This window comes from Labrys sedimenti (assembly GCF_034424805.1).
Lineage (GTDB): Bacteria > Pseudomonadota > Alphaproteobacteria > Rhizobiales > Labraceae > Labrys > Labrys sedimenti.
Window position 1 is genome coordinate 698,164 of record NZ_JAXOUF010000002.1, and the last position, 18,521, is coordinate 716,684.

Below are 18,521 nucleotides of genomic sequence, written 5' to 3' on the forward strand. Positions count from 1 at the left end.
TGAAAATTTGTCGAAAATGTGGACAATTAATAAGAATTGTGACAGTGGTTTATTGCTGAATCATATCACGATGGGGGTGGTCAACATGAAAAAAATCGTCCTGGCGGCCTTTTTGCTAGCACCGGCACAGGCTCTCGCAGCAGATCTCGCGGCGACGCCTGTCGAGCCGGTCGCGCCAATAACGCCCTATAGCTGGACCGGTTTCTATGTCGGTGCCCATATCGGCTATGCCTGGGGCAAGGAGAGGGACGATCTGAGCCGGACACTGCCCGTGCCCGCCGACAGCTTCAACGTCAATGGCGTGCTCGGCGGCCTGCATGCGGGCTACAACGAGCAGTTCTCCAACAATATCGTGGTCGGCCTGGAAGGCGACATCGATCTCAGCGGCATCAACGGTTCTCACACTGTCATCGACGCCAATAACGGCAATAGTCGTCTGCATATGCGCAATCGCTGGCAGGGTTCGATCCGCGCCCGTTTGGGATATGCCTTCGACCGGGTCCTGGTCTATGCCACCGGCGGTGTCGCCTTTGCCGACATCCGCGAGCGCTGGAACCTGTTTGATGGTGATGTCGTCGGCTCCGGCTCCAAGACCAAGGCGGGCTGGACCGTGGGCGCCGGCGTCGAATATGCCTTCACCGACAATTGGATCGGCCGCGTCGAGGTGCGCTATACCGATTTCGGCAAGTCGCGCTTCCGGGTGGCGCCCGATACCCGCTTCAAGGCTGGCTTCCACGAGACGGTCGCGCTGGTTGGCGTCAGCTACAAATTCTGAGCAGGTCGGGGGCGGGAGTGCGATGGGTTCCCGCCGCCATCTTCGCCGCCTTCCGCCTTCTGCGACAGCCCGTTAAGCTGACGTGGAAGCGGAGCGTGCGGCCGGCATGAAATCAATTCTGTTCTACGTCTTGGCGGCCGCCGGCGAGATCGGCGGCTGCTATGCTTTCTGGAGCTGGCTGCGGCTGGGCAAGCCGGCCTGGTGGCTGGTGCCGGGCGCGGCTGCCCTCGTCGCCTTTGCGCTCCTGCTTTCCCAGATCGAGACGGATGCCGCAGGCCGGGCCTATGCTGCCTATGGCGGCATCTATATTGCCGCCTCGCTGCTGTGGCTCTGGGGCGTCGAGGGGATCAGGCCTGATCGCTGGGACCTGATCGGAGCGGTCCTGTGCCTCGCCGGCATGGCCGTCATCCTGTTCGCGCCGCACCGTACCGCTTGATATCAAGTCGCGAAGATGCTTGCGCATCCGTGACTTGAACACCTCGCGATTGTCGATGCCAAATCAGAGATTTGGCGAAAATCGCAAGGCGGAACCAAGAGTCGTTTTCAATGACTCTTGGTATGAGAACTTACTTCACCCGGCCAGCTTGCGGCCACCCACCCACACGCCGCGCGCGGTCAGCTGTTCGTCGAGATGCACCAGGTCGGCGCGATAGCGCGGTGCCAGGCGCCCGCGACGGCTGTCGAGGCGCAGGAACTGGGCGGGATAGAGGCTGGTCATGCGCAGGGCCTCGCCGAGACCGATGCCGAGATGGGCGACACTGTAGCGCAGCGCCGCATCCATGGTGAGGTCTGAGCCGGCGAGCGTGCCGTCTTCGAGTGACAGGGCGCCATTGCGCCGCGTGACCTTGCGGCCGTTGAGATAGAAGACATCGTTGGCATCACCGGCCGTCGGCATGGCGTCGGTGACGAGGAACAGCCGCCCCGGAGCCTTTTTCGCCCGCAAGGCCAGCGAGAGCGAGCCGGGATGCACGTGGAGGCCGTCGGCAATGATGCCGACCCAGAGTCCGCCATGATCGAGAGCGGCACCAGTGACGCCGGGGTGGCGGCCCTGCAGGGGCGACATCGCATTGAAGAGATGGGTGATGCCGGTGGCGCCGGCATCGGCCGCCGCCATCACCGCCTCGTAGCTGGTGTCGGTATGGCCGAGGCTGACGATCACGCCCCCGTCCGCCAGGCGCCGGATCAGGTGAAGCGGCGCGTTTTCCGGTGCCACCGTGAGCAGGACGGTCTCGATGCCGCTGCTCAGAATGAGCTCGACATCGGCGTCCGTCAGCGGGCGGATCAAAGCGGGATCATGGGCGCCCTTGCGCGGCACCGAAAGGAAGGGGCCTTCGAGGTGGATGCCGGCCATGCCCGGGACGCCGTCGGCGATCGCCTGGCGGGCGGCGGCGATGGCGCTCTTCATGCCGTCGGCCGTGTCGGTGATGTAGGTGGGCAGCAAAGCGGTGCTGCCGTGGCGGCGATGGGCCGAGACCATGCCGTCGAGTGTCGCGACATCGGGGGATTGATTGAACAGGAACCCGCCACCGCCATTGACCTGGGCGTCGACAAAGCCGGGGGCCAGCACGCCGGAGGGCAGGGTGGTCACGGTGGCATGGGAGGGAATATCGGCCCGCGGCACCAGGCCGATAATGGTATCGGCGTCCACCAGGACGGCGTGGCCCTCGACAAAAGCCTCGCCATTGAACAGGCGCGGGGCGGTCAGAGCGTTGAGCGACATCGTCAGTGCCCCCTCTTTGCCAGGGTCAGGGCCCCTGCCAGGGCATCGCCCCTGGGCGGAACCAGGATCTCGTCATAGCGCACCGGCAGATAGGGGCGATAGGGTTCGGCGAGCCCGCCCATCAGGGCGATCCTGGGCACGCCCAGGTCCGTCAGGCGATCGAGCATGGCGACGATGGAGCCGGTCGCCCCGGCAATCAGATGGTCCGCCACCACATCCCCGCCAGCGGCCTCGAACACCAGGGGAGCGAAGCGGCCGTAGTCTCTCGGTGTGGCGGTCTTGGCCCAGATCACCGCCTCGTTCGGATCGTCATGGAAATGCGCCAGCAGGCGGCGGGTCAGGTCGCTCACGGGCCCAAGCAGGTCGACGCTGAGCAGGGCGGCCCGCAGGGCAGAGCGTCCGAGCACGGCACCGGAGGCATCGTCGCCCAGGGCAAACCCCCAGCCGCCGACCGAGGTCTCCCTGCCGCCCACCAGCGCCAGCCCCTGCGAGCCCGTACCGAGGATGAAGATGCCGCCATCCTTGCCGGCATGGGCGCCGAGGCAGGCGGTGACGGCATCCGAGGTGACCGTCAGGGCTCCATAACCGAAGGGAAAGGCGGCGATACTATCGGCGAGAGCCGGAATATTGCCGCCGGAAAGGCCGAGACCCGCCCGGATGCGCAGCTTCGCGTCCGGTGCCAGTCCGGCCGCGGCAAGGGCGGCATCGCCGGCCGCTGCGATCGCCGGACCCGCGATCTCGGTGCCGAGAGTGAGATTGGAAGAACCCGACAGGCCTTCGCCAATCAGCTTGTCATCCTCGTCGTAGAGCCTTGCGCGCGTATTGGTGCCGCCGCCGTCGACCGCAAGATAGAGGATACCCGTCATACCTGTCTCCCAGGGCAGAACGCCGGAACGTTCGATTGCCCTAACTCCTTGTTTCGACGCAGCTTTGCGATTCCTGCCGATCCCACGCAATCGCATGCCCCCGTGTCGGTGGCATATCATCATCGTCAGCGGAATTCAGCCAGGATTCCGTCATGGGAGTGTACTCTCCACGGCCATCGGCAACAGCAGTGGGTTGTTCTGTGCTCACCATGCACAAGGCGGGAGAGCTATGCAGAACCAACATATGAGATGATCATGGCGGCGTAGCGTGCCAAAATCACAAGATATCAGTGTTTTTGCCTACATCTTATGCAAAAGGGGCACTCGTAACCGGGCGTCACTTGGGTTAAGGACCACCGTCCTGGGATCAACGATCGAGAAGCGACACATGACTTCAACGTTGCACGACAAGCTCTATTCGGCCGAGGCGGCGATGGCTGTCGGTGATGATGCGGCCAAGCTGCCCGAAGCGACCGGTGAGGCGCGCGCCTTCCGGGACCTGATCCTCGCCAAGCTGACCTATGCCGTCGGCAAGGACCCGATCGTGGCGCGCGACCATGACTGGCTGCGGGCGGTGAGCCTGGCACTGCGCGATCACATCGTCGACCGCTGGATGGCGACGACGCGCGGCGTCTACCGCATGGGCGGCAAGCGCGTCTATTATCTCTCGCTCGAATTCCTGATCGGCCGCCTGCTCAAGGATGGCCTCAACAATCTCGGCCTCGTGGCCACGGCCCGCGAGGCGCTGGCCTCCGTCGGCGTCGACCTCGACATGATTGCCGAGATGGAGCCCGATGCCGCCCTCGGCAATGGCGGTCTCGGCCGCCTCGCCGCCTGCTTCATGGAGAGCATGGCCACCGTCGGCATCGCCGCCTATGGCTATGGCATCCGCTACGAGAACGGCCTGTTCCGCCAGAACATCGTCGATGGCTGGCAGACGGAATCACCCGAGAACTGGCTGCAGAACGGCAATCCATGGGAGTTCCCGCGCCGGGAAGTCGCCTATGAGGTCGGCTTCGGCGGTGCCGTCGAGGCGAGCGATGGCTGGGACGGCTCGGCCGTGCACAGCTGGAAGCCGGCCGAGACCGTACTTGCCGTCGCCCATGACACGCCGGCCGTCGGCTGGCGCGGCAATCGCGTCAACACGCTGCGCCTGTGGTCGGCCCGCTCGCTCGACCCGATCTCGCTCGATGCCTTCAACGCCGGCGACCATATCGGCGCCCTGAACGATCGCACCAAGGTGGAGTCGATCTCGCGCGTGCTTTATCCGGCCGATTCCACCCCGGCGGGGCAGGAATTGCGCCTGCGTCAGGAGTATTTTTTCACCTCCTCCTCATTGCAGGACATCGTTCGCCGCCACCTGCAGCAGCATCGCGACATCAAGTCCCTGCCGTCCAAGGCGGCGATCCAGCTCAACGACACGCATCCGGCCATCGCTGTGGCCGAGCTGATGCGCATCCTGATCGACATTCACGGGGTCAACTGGGCCGATGCCTTCGCCATCACCCGCGAGACGATCTCCTACACCAACCACACCCTGCTGCCCGAGGCGCTGGAGACCTGGCCGGTGCCGCTGATCGAGCGGCTGCTGCCGCGGCATATGCAGATTATCTACGCCATCAATGCGCGCGTGCTGACCGAGGCGCGCGAGAGCGGCGCCTCCGATGCCATGATCGCCACCGTCTCGATCATCGACGAGAGCCACGGCCGGCGTGTGCGCATGGGTAATCTCGCCTTTGTCGGCTCGCACAAGGTCAATGGTGTGTCGGCCCTGCATTCGGAACTGATGAAGGAAACGGTATTCCGCGACCTCAATATGCTGTTCCCGGGCCGCATCACCAACAAGACCAACGGCATCACGCCGCGGCGCTGGCTGATGACGGCCAATCCGGGGCTGACCACGCTGCTGCGCGAAACCATCGGCGATGCCTATCTCGACGATGCCGAAAAGCTGGTGGCCTTGGAGCCCTACGCCAAGGACGCGGCCTTTCAGGAGGCCTTCGCTGCGGTCAAGCATGCCAACAAGGCGCGATTGGCCAAGGTGCTGCAGCAGACGGTCGGGCTTCGCGTCGACCCCTCCGCGATGTTCGATGTCCAGATCAAGCGCATCCACGAATACAAGCGCCAGCTCCTGAACATCCTCGAGACCATCGCGCTCTACAACGCCATCCGCGCCCATCCCGAGAAGGATTGGGCGCCACGCGTGAAGATTTTTGCCGGCAAAGCGGCGGCGAGCTATACGGCGGCCAAATATGTGATCAAGCTGATCAACGACGTCGCCAAGGTAGTGAACTCGGATCCGGCCGTACGCAATTTGCTCAAGGTCGTGTTCATGCCGAACTACAATGTCAGCCTTGCCGAGGTGATCATCCCGGCGGCGGACCTGTCCGAGCAGATCTCGACCGCAGGCCTGGAAGCCTCCGGTACGGGCAACATGAAGTTCGGTCTCAACGGCGCCCTCACCATCGGCACGCTCGATGGCGCCAATGTCGAGATGAAGGAGCATGTCGGCGACGACAACATCTTCATCTTCGGCCTGAAGGCGCATGAGGTCGAGGCGAAGAAGCGGCAGGGCCGCAATCCTGCCGATGCCATCGCGGCCTCGCCCGCCCTGGCCGAGGTGCTCGACGCGGTGGAAAGCGGCGTGTTCTCGCCGACCGATCGCGAACGTCATCGCGGCACAGTGCAGGCGCTGCGCTCCAGCGACTGGTTCTTCGTCACCGACGATTTCGACGCCTATGCCGCCATGCAGCGCAACGTCGACACGCTGTGGGCCAACAAACCGGCCTGGCGCGAAAAATCGATCCGCAACGTCGCGCGCATGGGCTGGTTTTCCTCGGACCGCACCATCCGCGAATATGCCGACGAGATTTGGGGCGTGCAGACGACCCCGGTGGAATAGGCGACGCTATCGTCGTATTCCCGGCAGGATTTGCATCCCGCGAGGCATGAAGTCCTGCCTCGCGGGATGTCGTTTCTTGCAAGCCCGTGCCTCTTGCCCTGGCCCCGTAGAGCGGCGACATCAGGTCGAGCTAGGCCATGAACCCTCTTGGACTTTTTCGGGGGGACCGTCCGTTCCGTTTCCGCCAAAGGCCGAAAACACCAAATTTTTCACCCTGCAGTACCCTCGACATAACCCATTTGGGCAGGCTGCGTTTAATCGTTGACCGTTGTAGCAAAAGCCCTAGCTTGTGTTCGAGAGGATCACAGGAAGACGCCTGGTCCCGGCAAGTCCAGGCGTTTCGATCCGGTTCGAAAAGGGGTCGTGGCGCTTGGCAAAGACAACGAAGACGAACGCTCCCGCCGCCAGAGCCGCAAAGCCGGCACCCTTGGCTAAGCGGCCGGTCAGCCGCAGCAAGACGGCGGATTGGCGTTTGTCAGAGGTCGAGGTCGCCGCGCTTGCGGCGGGACGTCATGCCGATCCTTTCGCCGTACTCGGCCCGCATGAGACACCCGCCGGCCTCGTCATCCGCGCCTTCATCCCCAATGCCGAGACGCTGTCGGTGCTCGCGCCCAATCTGGTCGGGCCCGTTGCCTTGGAGCGGCGGCATGATGATGGCGTCTTCGAAGGCTTGGTGCCCGACAGCGTCGGGATTTACCGCCTGCGTGCCGTCAATGCGGGAGGGCAGTGGGAGGTCGAGGACCCCTATCGTTTCGGGCCGCTGCTGGGTCAGGTCGACGATTACCTGCTGACCGAAGGCACCCATCTCCGCCTCTGGGACAAGCTCGGTGCCCGTCCCCTGCAGCATGGCGATATGGACGGCGTGCATTTCGCCGTGTGGGCGCCGCACGCCAGGCGGGTATCGATCGTCGGCGATTTCAACGACTGGGACGGCCGGCGCCATCCGATGCGCAAGCGCGTCGATACCGGCGTGTGGGAGATCTTCCTTCCGGGCGTCGGTGTCGGCGCCCATTACAAATACGAGATCATCGGCCCGAACGGCGCGCTGCTGCCGCTGAAGAGCGATCCCTTCGCCTTTGCCAGCGAATTGCGCCCCGGTACGGCCTCCCGGGTCGCCTCGTCGGAGCCCTTCGTCTGGACGGACCAGCAATGGCTCGAGGAGCGGGCGCACCGCGATGCGCGGCGGGCACCGATGTCGATCTACGAGGTGCATCTCGGTTCCTGGAAGCGCGGCGAGCATCAGCGCTTCCTCAGCTATGACCAGCTTGCCGACGATCTGATCGCCTATGCCCAGCACATGGGCTACACCCATATCGAATTGCTGCCGGTGACGGAGCATCCCCTCGATGCGTCCTGGGGCTACCAGCCAACCGGCATGTTCGCGCCGACCAGCCGTTTCGGCTCGCCCGAGGGGTTCGCGCGTTTCGTCGATCGCGCCCATGCCGCCGGGATCGGCGTGATCCTCGACTGGGTGCCCGCGCATTTTCCCACCGACTCGCATGGCCTTGCCTGGTTCGACGGCAGCGCGCTCTACGAGCATCCCGACCCGCGGCGCGGTTTCCATCCCGACTGGAACACGGCGATCTATGATTTCGGCCGGCGCGAGGTCGCCAATTTCCTAATCGCCAACGCCCTGTTCTGGCTGGAGCGTTATCATATCGATGGGCTGCGCGTGGATGCCGTCGCCTCCATGCTCTATCTCGACTATTCGCGCAGGGATGGGGAGTGGCTGCCCAACATTCACGGCGGGCGTGAGAACCTCGACGCCATTGCCTTCCTGCAGCGCATGAACAAGGAGGTTTATGCGGCCCATCCCGGCGTGATGACCATCGCCGAGGAATCCACCGCCTGGCCCGGCGTGTCCAAGCCCGTGCATGACGGCGGGCTCGGCTTCGGGTTCAAGTGGAACATGGGCTTCATGCACGACACGCTGAGCTACATGCAGCGCGAGCCGGTTTATCGCCAATATCACCATGACGACCTGACCTTCGGCCTCATTTACGCCTTTGCCGAGAATTTCGTGCTGCCGCTCTCCCATGACGAGGTGGTCCACGGCAAGAATTCCATCGTCAACAAGATGTCGGGTATGGAGGGCGATAAATTCGCCACCCTGCGGGCTTATTACGCGCTGATGTGGGCGTATCCCGGCAAGAAGCTGTTGTTCATGGGCCAGGATTTCGGCCAACGCCGGGAGTGGAACGAGAATGTCGGGCTGGACTGGGACTTGATGCAATATGGCCCGCACAAGGGGTTGAGCGATCTCGTCCGTGACCTCAATCATCTCTATCGCGGCCGTGCGGCGCTGCATCAGCGCGATTGCGAGGGCGACGGCTTCGAGTGGATGGTGGTCGACGACAACGCCAATTCGGTGTTCGCCTGGGCGCGCTATGCCACCGATGCGATGCCGATCGTGGTGGTGGCCAATCTCACTCCTGTCGCGCGTGACGACTATCTGCTGCCCCTGCCTCTGGCGGGACAGTGGTGGGAAATTCTCAACACCGACGCCGAGCGTTATTTCGGGCTCAATCGAGGCAATGCCGGCGGAGTCTTTGCTTATGCGGGCGATTGGAAGGGCAAACCGGCGTCCGCGCGTATCAATCTGCCGCCCTTGACGGCCATCATGCTGGAATGGGCGGGGAACTAGGCTGGGGAGTGGGCGTTGCATGTCTTTGGAGAGTCGCGGCTCCCCGATAGGAGCCGAGGCTGAAAAGGAAGGCAGCAGCGTCATCCCGGATTATCAGTGGGAGGAACTGTATGACGGAACCGAGGCATTCGAAGGGTGGGCCGCTGGCACGTTCGGCCATGGCTTATGTGCTGGCCGGAGGCCGCGGCAGCCGCCTGATGGAACTGACCGACCGGCGCGCCAAGCCCGCGGTCTATTTCGGAGGTAAGAGCCGCATCATCGACTTCGCCCTTTCGAACGCGATCAACTCGGGCATCCGTCGTATCGGCGTGGCCACGCAATACAAGGCGCATTCGCTGATACGCCACCTCAACCGCGGCTGGAACTTCCTGCGGCCGGAGCGCAACGAAAGCTTCGACATCCTGCCGGCCAGCCAGCGCATTTCCGAGGACATGTGGTATCGCGGCACGGCGGACGCGGTCTACCAGAACCTCGACATCATCGACGGCACCGGCGTCGAATACATGGTCATCCTGGCAGGCGACCATATCTACAAGATGGACTATGAGCTGATGCTCAAGCAGCATGTCGAGCAGAACGCCGATGTCACCATCGGCTGCCTCGAAGTGCCGCGCATGGAGGCCACCGGCTTCGGCGTCATGCATGTCGACGAGCAGGATCGCATCGTCGCCTTCGTGGAGAAGCCCAAGGATCCGCCTGGGATCCCCGGCAATCCCGAGATGGCGCTGGCATCGATGGGCATCTATGTCTTCTCGATGAAATTCCTCACCGAGGAGTTGAAGCGAGACGCCAACGATCCCAATTCCAGCCGCGACTTCGGCAAGGACATCATTCCCCACATCGTCAAGAACGGCAAGGCGGTGGCGCACCGCTTCCCGGCGAGCTGCGTGCGCTCCGAGCACGAAAAGGAATCCTATTGGCGTGACGTCGGCACGGTGGACGCCTATTGGGAGGCCAATATCGACCTCACCGACGTCGTGCCCGCGCTCGACCTCTACGACCAGGAATGGCCAATCTGGACCTTCGCCGAAATTACCCCGCCGGCTAAATTCGTGCATGACACCGAGGGACGCCGTGGCACCGCGATCTCCTCGCTGGTATCCGGCGGCTGCGTCGTCTCCGGGGCAACCGCCAAGCATTCGCTGCTCTATACCGGGGTGCGTATCAACTCCTATTCCAGTGTGGAGAACGCCGTGATCCTGCCCTATGTCGAGATCGGGCGATCGGCACAGCTCAAGAATGTGGTGATCGACCGCGGCGTGATCATCCCCGAGGGCCTGGTCGTCGGCGAGGATCCGGAACTGGACGCCAAGCGCTTCCGGCGGACGGAAAAGGGCATCTGCCTGATCACCCAACCCATGATCGACAAGCTGAAGCTCTGACGACACGATCCTGGGCATTTTCCGGTGAGGCGCCAAGCTTCTCGGCCCGGAAAATGCGTCAAAACAAGAAGTTAGCGCTTTCGATGATCAAAGTTCTCGCGGTTGCGTCCGAAATCCATCCGCTGATCAAGACGGGGGGGCTCGCCGACGTCGTCGGTGCGCTGCCGGCTGCCCTGAAAGGCCATGACGTCGCGGTGACGACGGTCATCCCCGGCTATCCCGCCGTGATGGCGGCAAGTGCTTCCTGGGAAACGGTGGCCAAGCTGCCGGGCTTCTTCGGCGGCCGCACCGCCATCAAGCGCGCCACCATCGGCGAACTCGACCTCCTGGCCGTGGATGCGCCGCATCTGTTCGACCGGCCGGGAAATCCCTATGTCGATGCCGATGGGCGCGACTGGCTCGACAATCCCCAGCGCTATTGTGCCCTGTCGAGCGCGGCGGCGGAAATCTGCCACGGCCTGGTCAAGACCTACAGGCCCGACATCGTGCATGTGCATGACTGGCAGGCGGCGATGACGCTGGCCTATCTCAACTATACCGATGCCGTCAGGCCGAAATCGGTGATCACGGTGCACAACCTCGCCTTCCAGGGCCAGTATCCCCGCTCGATTCTCGGCAGTCTCGGCCTGCCGCAGCGGGCCTTTGCCCTGGACGGGGTCGAGTATTACGGCATGATCGGCTTCCTGAAGGCCGGGCTGCATTTTGCCGATCGCATCACCACCGTCTCGCCGCGCTATGCCGCCGAGATCAAGACGGCGGAAGCCGGCATGGGGCTGGAAGGCCTGCTCGCTGGCCGCGCCGATGTGCTCTCCGGCATCGTCAACGGCATCGACGAGCGGGTATGGAATCCCCAGACCGACCCGAGCCTGGCCGTGAATTACGATGCCAGGTCCCTCGCCAGGCGTGTGGGCAATCGCAAGGCGCTGGAAGAGCGCTTCGGCCTCGATCACGACGACTCGCCGCTGTTCTGCCTGGTCAGCCGGCTGACCTGGCAAAAGGGCATCGACATTCTCGCCGAGGCGTTGCCGCATCTGGTCGCCTCCGGCGCGCGACTGGCCCTGCTCGGTTCCGGCGACAGGGAGCTTGAGGGCATCTTCCGCCAGGCAAGCCTTCAGCACCGGGGGCGTGTCGGCACCGTGTTCGGTTTCGACGAGGCACTCTCGCATCTGATGTTCGGCGGCTCGGACATGACGCTGGTGCCGTCGCGCTTCGAGCCTTGCGGCCTTACCCAGCTTTATGGCTTGCGCTATGGCTGCATTCCCGTGGTGGCGCGCGTCGGGGGGCTCTCCGACACCATCGTCGATGCCAACGATGCGGCCTTGACGCTCAAGGCTGCCACCGGCGTGCAGTTCCAGCCGATCACGCCGGACATGCTGCGCGATGCGATTTCCAGAGCCATCGCGCTCTACAACGACAAGCCCGTCTGGCAGGCGATGCAGCGCCGCGGCATGGGGCTGGACCAGTCCTGGGATCTCAGGGCTGCCGGCTATGCCAAGCTCTATCGCGAGCTCCTGGGGTGAGGGCAACTGCCGTCCTCGCCCTGCACAGATCGACCTTCGGATAAACCAGAACCGGAACCTCACTATGATCCGTACCGTCCCGACCCAACCCTTCGATGGCCAGAAGCCCGGCACGTCCGGCTTGCGTAAGAAGGTGCCGGTGTTCCAGCAGCCGCATTATGTCGAGAATTTCGTGCAGTCGATCTTCGACACGCTGGAGGGATTTGCCGGCAAGACATTGGTCGTGGGCGGCGATGGGCGCTTTTACAACCGCGAGGTCGTGCAGAAGATCCTCAAAATGGCGGCCGCGGCCGGTTTCGGCCGTATCAAGGTGGGGCAGGGCGGCCTGATGTCGACGCCGGCCGTCTCGGCCGTCATCCGAAAATATGGGGCCTTCGGCGGCATCGTGCTCTCCGCCTCGCACAATCCCGGCGGGCCTGACGGAGACTTCGGCATCAAGTACAATATCGGCAATGGCGGCCCGGCGCCCGAGAAGATCACCGATGCCGTCTTTGCCCGCACAAAGTCGATCAGCGAGTTCAAGATCGCCGACGTGCCCGATATCGACATCGACAAGCTCGGCGAAACGGCGATCGGCGATACCATCGTCGAAGTGGTCGATCCCGTCGCCGACTATGCCGAACTGATGGGCAAGCTTTTCGACTTCGATGCCATCCGGGAGCTGTTCAAGTCCGGCTTCACCATGCGCTTCGATGCGATGTCGGCCATCACTGGACCCTACGCCCGCCGCATCATCGAGGAGCAATTGGGGGCCGCCGCGGGCACGGTGGTGAACGCGACGCCGCTGCCCGATTTCGGCGGCCATCATCCCGATCCCAATCCGGTCAACGCCAAGGAGCTCTACGATCTCATGATGGGGTCGAACGCCCCCGATTTTGGGGCGGCTTCGGATGGCGACGGCGACCGCAACCTCATCATCGGCCGCGGCATCTTCGTCACCCCCTCGGACAGCCTTGCCATCCTGGCTGCCCATGCCCATCTGGCGCCCGGCTATGCCAAGGGCATTTCCGGCATCGCCCGTTCGATGCCCACCAGCCTTGCGGCAGACCAGGTCGCCAAGGCGATGGGCGTGAACATCTACGAGACGCCGACCGGCTGGAAATTCTTCGGCAATCTGCTCGATGCCGATCGCGTCACCATCTGCGGCGAGGAGAGCGCCGGCACCGGCTCGAACCACGTCCGCGAGAAGGACGGGCTGTGGGCGGTATTGCTCTGGCTCACTTTGCTGGCCAAGCGTCGCCAGCCTACGCTCGACATCGTGCGCGAGCATTGGGCCAAATATGGCCGGAACTATTATTCGCGCCACGACTACGAGGCCGTGCCCACGGAGGCCGCCAATGCGGTGATGGAAGCCGTCCGCTCGCAAATCACCAGCCTGCCCGGCAAGAGCTTCGGCGCCCTCAAGGTCAAGTCGGCGGACGACTTCGCCTACCACGATCCCGTCGATGGTTCAGACTCGAAGAACCAGGGCCTGCGCGTCCTGTTCGAGAACGGTTCGCGCATCGTCTATCGCCTGTCCGGGACGGGGACGGAAGGAGCGACCTTGCGCGTCTATCTCGAGCGCTACGAAGCCGATCCTGCCCAACACGGCATCGAGACGCAGGCCGCCCTCACCGATGTCATCGCCGTCGCCCGCCAGCTCAGCGGCATCGCCGAGAAGACAGGCATGGCCGAACCGAGCGTGGTGACCTGAGGGCGGAGATCTTCCTTCTCCCGCAAGGGGAGAAGGAAACCCTACACCCGCGGCGCGCAGAGTTTCGGCTGGTTCAGCGCCACCGGTTCGAGATGGCCGGCGGCGATGCGCTTGGCGGTGCGGTCATCCGTCAGCTGGCCCGCCAGGGCGTAGGTACGGCTCATCAGCTCCAGCGCGACCGCCTTGCGGTCGGTTGCAGCGGCGAAAGCTGCGCCATCGATGGGATCGCCGATGGCGATCGGCAGGATCGTGCCGATGCGATCGCGCACCTCCTTGAAGATCAGGGACAGGCGCAGGGTCTGGTTGAGGTGGCTGGCGATCTGGAACAGGCGGCTATTCTGGCCGCCGAAGAAGATCGGCACCACCGTCGCCTTGGAGCGCTGGATCAACTGCACTGTGAAGGGTTGCCAGGGGGCGTCCATCGCAGGGCGCCGCCCGAGCTTGTCGGGCGAAGTGGAGACGCCGCCGGCCGGAAAGACGATCACGCAGCCGCCGCGATCGAGCAACCGGCGCGCTTCGGCGCGGGTGCGCAGGTTGGTCTGCATCGCCTCCTCGGTCTCCGCGAAATCGACGGGCAGCAGGAAGGCTTGTGTTTCCGGCGCATGCAGCAGCACGGCATTGGTGAGGATGACGAAATCCTGGCGGACCAGGCCGATCAGCCAGGCGATGGTGATGCCGTCGAGCACGCCATAGGGATGGTTGGCGACGATGACGCAGGGCCCGGTCTTCGGAATCTTGTCGAGCTGCGTTCTGTCGAACTGGACGTCGAGCCGGAGCTGGCGGACCGCTGCGGCAAAAAAGCTCTCGCCCGCCACCGGATTGCGCTGGTTTTCGAGGTAGAGGCGCTTCAGCCGAGGCTGCCCTGTCACCTTCTCGATGGCTCGGATCAGGGCCTGTTTCGGTTTGGAAAAGGTGGGGTCCGCATAGGTGAACTGGACGACGTCCGTTTCGGCCCCGGCTGGGTCGGCAATATGGCGAACCATGGTTTTCCTTCGGGCACACTATCGCGCTAGGACGTTCCTACAGCAAAACGCGCGACAAGGACATTGGTCGGAGACGATTCACCCGCAATGGGTAGCGGACAGAAATTTCGCCGCATCCTGTCATCTAGTCTTTGCGTTTTGATCGTCCAAGATGTCAGGAAAGTACGACAGGCATTCGACAGTCGAGGCAAGGACCGTATGGCACGTTCAAGTATGGCGAATCCCGGTGCGGCAGCTCCGCTCGGAGCGAGCTGGATCGGGGAAGAGGTCAATTTCGCCGTCCACGCTGCCGAAGCCGAACGCATCGAGCTGTGCCTGTTCGATGCCGATGGCACGGAGAGCCAGCGGATCCTGCTCTCCGGACGCGACGGACCGGTGCATCATGGTCGTATCGGTGGGCTTGCTGAGGGGCAGCTCTACGGGTTGCGCGCCCATGGTCCCTGGCGCCCGGAGGAGGGGCTGCGCTTCAACCCGGCGCGCCTCTTGATCGATCCTCATGCGACCCGGCTCGTCCTGCCGGAGGGCATGACCTCCGCCCTGCCGGTGAAAGGCGCCCAAGGCGTGGATGACCACGTCCTGGATGGCACGGATACCGCTGCGATCATGCCGAAAGCCGTGCTGGAGCGGCTAGCGCCGGACAAGACCCGTCCTTCCGGCGTGCAGCCCGAAACCCGCATCATCTATGAAGTCCATGTGAAGGGCTTCAGCCAGGCCCATCCCGACATCCCGCCCGAGCTTCGCGGGACCGTCGCCGCCCTGGCTCATCCGGCGGCGATCGCCCATTTCACCGAGCTCGGCATCACCACGCTCGAATTGATGCCCCTGGCCGCCGCCATTGACGAACGGCATCTCGAGCCGCTCGGATTGAGGAATTACTGGGGCTACAATCCCGCCTGCTTCCTGGCGCCGGATCCGCGCCTTGCCCCCGGCGGCATGGCCGAGATTGCGCGGACGGTGGACCGGCTGCACGAGGCCGGCTTCGAGGTGCTGCTCGACGTCGTCTATAACCACACCTCGGAGAGCGATGAGCGTGGCGGCACCCACTCGCTGCGTGGGCTCGACAACCGTTCCTACTACCGGCTCGCCGACAATCCGCGCTTCTATGCCAACGATACCGGCTGCGGCAACACACTGGCTCTCGATCGCGAGCCGGGGCTCGGCCTCACCCTCGCTGCCCTCCGGCATTGGGCCGAAATCGGCGGCTTCGATGGCTTTCGCTTTGATCTCGCTCCGGTGCTGGGGCGCCGGCCCGATGGTTTCGATCGGCAAGCGCCCTTGTTCGCCGCCATTGCCGCCGATCCAGTCCTGAAGGCGCGGCTGATGATCGCCGAGCCCTGGGACATCGGCCCCGGCGGCTATCAGCTCGGCCAATTTCCGGCAGACTGGGCGGAATGGAACGATCGCTATCGCGACGACGTCAGGCGGTTCTGGCGGGGCGATGGCGGCATCGGCGCGCTGGCGACCCGCCTGGCCGGCTCTTCGGATCTGTTCGATCCCGGCCGCCGCCGCCCGAGCGACAGCATCAATTTCGTCGCGGCCCATGACGGCTTCACGCTCGCCGATACGGTGAGTTTCGCCGGCAAGCACAATGACGCCAATGGCGAGGGCAACCGCGACGGCCATTCGGGCGAGGTGAGCTGGAACGATGGCGCCGAGGGACCCAGCACGGCGCCGGAGATCGTGTCGCTCAGGCGCAGCCATATCAGGGCCTTGCTGGCCAGCCTCCTGTTGTCGCGGGGCACGCCGATGATCGCCATGGGCGACGAACTCGGCCGCAGCCAGCGCGGCAACAACAACGCCTATGCCCAGGACAATGCGATCACCTGGATCGACTGGGCCAACGCCGATCGCTCCCTGATCCAGTTCGTGGCGAGCCTGACGCGCCTGCGCAAGTCATTGCCTTTGGTGACGGCGGATCGGTTCCTGACCGGCAGGCCTTCTGCCGACGTCGCGGCTGATGGAGCGCCCGACGTGATCTGGCTCGGTCCAAGCGGCCAGCCTCTGCAGGACAATGAATGGGGCAATCCGGCCCTGCGCAGCCTCGGCATGGCGATTACGGGACCGGATGGCTCGAAAGCGCTGATCTGGTTCCATGCCGGCGCCGAGCCGCTATATGCCCGGCTGCCGGATCTCGCACCCGGGCTCGTCTGGCGGCTGGCGCATGTCAGCGACGAATACCAGGCCTTCGCGCCACCGGCCCTCTACGGCGCCTTCGACATCATGGAGCTTGCGCCACGCTCGGTCGGCGTGTTCATCGCCGAGCCGGGGCGTGCGCCGAGCAGGGATGGGGATGCGCCACCCGAAGTGCTTGAACTCCTGGCCAAGGCTGCCGGCATCGCGCCGGAATGGTGGGAGGTTTCGGGCCGCCACACCTTGGTCTCTCCTGACACCAAGCGCGCTCTGCTCACCGCCATGGGCCTGCCCCATCATTCGCTCGCCCAGGCGCGCGAGAGCCTGGAGCACCTGCGCTCGCTCGGTGCGCCCGTCGAGAACCGGCAAGCCAGGGCCTATCTGCCGCCGACACTCGCCGATGGCGGCAGGCGCTTCGGGCTTTCGGCCCAGCTCTATACGCTACGACGGCAGGGGGACCAGGGTGTCGGGGATTTCCGCACGCTGGAGGCTTTTGCCCGGGACGCGGCCGGCAAGGGCGCGAGCCTGATCGCCCTCAATCCCTTTCATGCCATGTTCCCCTCCGACCGCCAGCGGGCCAGCCCCTATCAGCCTTCCGACCGGCGCTTCCTCGATCCGGCCCTGATCGCCCTCGACGCCGTACCCGAACTCGAAGGCCATCTCACGGCTTCACCGCCGGCCGGGCGTTTCATCGATTGGCCCGAAGTCTGGCGCCACAAGCGGGCGGCGCTGGCGCAGGCTTTCTCGATCCTGCCTGAACGTCCTGCGCGCCTCGCTGCCTTCCGGGCCTTCCAGGTGGCGGCTGGCGAGGCGCTGGCTCGCTTCTGCCTGTTCCAGGCACTGGAAGAGCAGGCCGGATCGAGCGCGATCCCGGCGATGTCGACGGCGGCCTTGTCCCCCGACCTGCAGCATGCCGCCGATTTCGCCGGCTATCTGCAATTCCTGGCGGAAGAGCAGCTTGCCGCGGCCAGCCGCAGTGGCCTGGCCATCGGCTTTTGCCGCGACCTCGCCGTGGGAGCGGCGCCGGATGGCGCCGAGGTCTGGACGGCGCCCGATGCCTTCCTGAAAGGGGTTTCCGCCGGCGCGCCGCCCGATCCCTTCTCGGCCAGCGGCCAGGTCTGGCATATCCCGCCGCTCGATCCGGTCGCCCTGCGCCAGAGCGGCTTTGCCCATTACCGCGAACTGCTTGCTGCCAATATGCGCCACGCCGGGGCGCTTCGCATCGACCACGTCATGGCTCTGACCCGCCTCTTCGTGGTGCCCGACGGCATGCCGGCCAGCGAGGGTGCCTATCTGACCTATCCGCTCGAAGGCATGCTGACGGTGCTGGCCGAGGAGAGCCAACGCCATCGCTGCATGGTGGTGGGCGAGGATCTCGGTACCGTGCCGGAGGGCCTGCGCGAGCGGCTGTCCGAAGCCGAGCTCTATTCCTATCGCGTGCTGTTCTTCGAACGCGACGGTACGGTCTTCCGCCGCCCCGACGTCTATCCGGCCGCTTCGCTCGCCTGTGTCGCCACGCACGATCTGCCGACCCTGCGCGGCTGGTGGAACGGCGCCGATCTCGCTTTGGAACGCTCGCTCGGCCGGCCCGTCGCCGAGGATGCGGAAGCGGCACGCGCCGAGGACAGGCAGGCGCTGCTGCAGGCCGTCGGCAGCGAGGAGAGAGCGCTGACGCCGGCCCTCGTCGGCGCCATCCATGGCTTCCTGGCCTCCGCTTCCTCCGGCCTTGTCGCCGCGCAGGTCGAGGATCTCGCCGGCGAGGCAGAGCCCGTCAACCTGCCCGGAACCGATCGCGAATATCCCAATTGGCGCCGACGCCTCGACCTCGATGTCCACGCCATGCTGGAAACCGACGAAGCCAAGGCGGTGTTCGAGGCGATGCGGCAGGCGGGACGAGCAGAATAGC

11 protein-coding genes are annotated in these 18,521 nt (G+C 64.6%); 8 read left to right on the forward strand and 3 right to left on the reverse strand.

Features of this window, described 5'->3' with window-relative positions:
* The first annotated feature begins 85 nt into the window (after positions 1–85).
* Entirely contained in the window at positions 86–775 is a 690-nt protein-coding gene (locus tag U1R88_RS09730; protein WP_322431048.1) for an outer membrane protein, read from the forward strand.
* 106 nt (positions 776–881) lie between these two features.
* On the forward strand, positions 882–1,211 hold the full coding sequence (locus U1R88_RS09735; protein ID WP_322431049.1) for a YnfA family protein: 330 nt from the start codon (positions 882–884) through the stop codon (positions 1,209–1,211).
* Between the two features lie 135 nt (positions 1,212–1,346).
* Here U1R88_RS09735 and nagA read toward each other — a convergent pair whose 3' ends face one another.
* Together nagA and U1R88_RS09745 are read right to left on the reverse strand one after the other, a co-directional pair.
* Positions 1,347–2,495, reverse strand: a complete 1,149-nt coding sequence (gene nagA / locus U1R88_RS09740) for an N-acetylglucosamine-6-phosphate deacetylase (protein WP_322431050.1) — start codon at positions 2,493–2,495, stop codon at positions 1,347–1,349.
* 2 nt (positions 2,496–2,497) lie between these two features.
* The gene (locus U1R88_RS09745) at positions 2,498–3,361 is read right to left on the reverse strand and encodes a glucosamine kinase nucleotide-binding domain-containing protein (protein ID WP_322431051.1); all 864 of its coding nucleotides are present in this window, start codon (positions 3,359–3,361) and stop codon (positions 2,498–2,500) included.
* Positions 3,362–3,749: 388 nt separating this feature from the next.
* Between U1R88_RS09745 and U1R88_RS09750 the strand changes: the two genes are divergently transcribed.
* The 5 genes from U1R88_RS09750 (at position 3,750) to U1R88_RS09770 (ending at position 13,502) form a co-directional block, all read left to right on the forward strand.
* Positions 3,750–6,263 (forward strand): glycogen/starch/alpha-glucan phosphorylase, encoded by a 2,514-nt coding sequence (locus U1R88_RS09750; RefSeq protein WP_322431052.1) that lies wholly within the window; start codon positions 3,750–3,752, stop codon positions 6,261–6,263.
* A 427-nt stretch (positions 6,264–6,690) separates the two neighbouring features.
* Positions 6,691–8,907 (forward strand): 1,4-alpha-glucan branching protein GlgB, encoded by a 2,217-nt coding sequence (gene glgB / locus U1R88_RS09755; RefSeq protein ID WP_425545400.1) that lies wholly within the window; start codon positions 6,691–6,693, stop codon positions 8,905–8,907.
* Positions 8,908–9,017: 110 nt separating this feature from the next.
* Positions 9,018–10,289: a glucose-1-phosphate adenylyltransferase gene (glgC, locus tag U1R88_RS09760; RefSeq protein WP_068288695.1), complete on the forward strand. Its 1,272-nt coding sequence runs from the start codon at positions 9,018–9,020 to the stop codon at positions 10,287–10,289.
* A gap of 86 nt (positions 10,290–10,375) precedes the next feature.
* Positions 10,376–11,809, forward strand: a complete 1,434-nt coding sequence (gene glgA, locus U1R88_RS09765) for a glycogen synthase GlgA (RefSeq protein WP_322431370.1) — start codon at positions 10,376–10,378, stop codon at positions 11,807–11,809.
* Between the two features lie 64 nt (positions 11,810–11,873).
* Positions 11,874–13,502: an alpha-D-glucose phosphate-specific phosphoglucomutase gene (locus tag U1R88_RS09770; protein WP_322431054.1), complete on the forward strand. Its 1,629-nt coding sequence runs from the start codon at positions 11,874–11,876 to the stop codon at positions 13,500–13,502.
* A gap of 41 nt (positions 13,503–13,543) precedes the next feature.
* On the opposite strand, the gene U1R88_RS09775 is transcribed toward U1R88_RS09770, so the two are convergent.
* Positions 13,544–14,485, reverse strand: coding sequence for a lysophospholipid acyltransferase family protein (locus U1R88_RS09775; protein WP_322431055.1), 942 nt, complete (start codon positions 14,483–14,485; stop codon positions 13,544–13,546).
* Between the two features lie 198 nt (positions 14,486–14,683).
* On the opposite strand from U1R88_RS09775, the gene glgX reads away from it, so the two are divergent.
* Positions 14,684–18,520, forward strand: a complete 3,837-nt coding sequence (gene glgX / locus U1R88_RS09780; protein ID WP_322431056.1) for a glycogen debranching protein GlgX — start codon at positions 14,684–14,686, stop codon at positions 18,518–18,520.
* Position 18,521: the final 1 nt, after the last annotated feature.

What these genes read in the sequence shown, in the direction of transcription:
- U1R88_RS09730 (WP_322431048.1), top strand. Translation starts at nt 86, where the DNA reads ATGAAAAAAATCGTCCTGGCGGCCTTTTTGCTAGCACCGGCACAGGCT.
- U1R88_RS09735 (WP_322431049.1), top strand. Translation starts at nt 882, where the DNA reads ATGAAATCAATTCTGTTCTACGTCTTGGCGGCCGCCGGCGAGATCGGC.
- nagA (WP_322431050.1), bottom strand. Translation starts at nt 2,495, where the DNA reads ATGTCGCTCAACGCTCTGACCGCCCCGCGCCTGTTCAATGGCGAGGCT.
- U1R88_RS09745 (WP_322431051.1), bottom strand. Translation starts at nt 3,361, where the DNA reads ATGACGGGTATCCTCTATCTTGCGGTCGACGGCGGCGGCACCAATACG.
- U1R88_RS09750 (WP_322431052.1), top strand. Translation starts at nt 3,750, where the DNA reads ATGACTTCAACGTTGCACGACAAGCTCTATTCGGCCGAGGCGGCGATG.
- glgC (WP_068288695.1), top strand. Translation starts at nt 9,018, where the DNA reads ATGACGGAACCGAGGCATTCGAAGGGTGGGCCGCTGGCACGTTCGGCC.
- U1R88_RS09770 (WP_322431054.1), top strand. Translation starts at nt 11,874, where the DNA reads ATGATCCGTACCGTCCCGACCCAACCCTTCGATGGCCAGAAGCCCGGC.
- U1R88_RS09775 (WP_322431055.1), bottom strand. Translation starts at nt 14,485, where the DNA reads ATGGTTCGCCATATTGCCGACCCAGCCGGGGCCGAAACGGACGTCGTC.
- glgX (WP_322431056.1), top strand. Translation starts at nt 14,684, where the DNA reads ATGGCACGTTCAAGTATGGCGAATCCCGGTGCGGCAGCTCCGCTCGGA.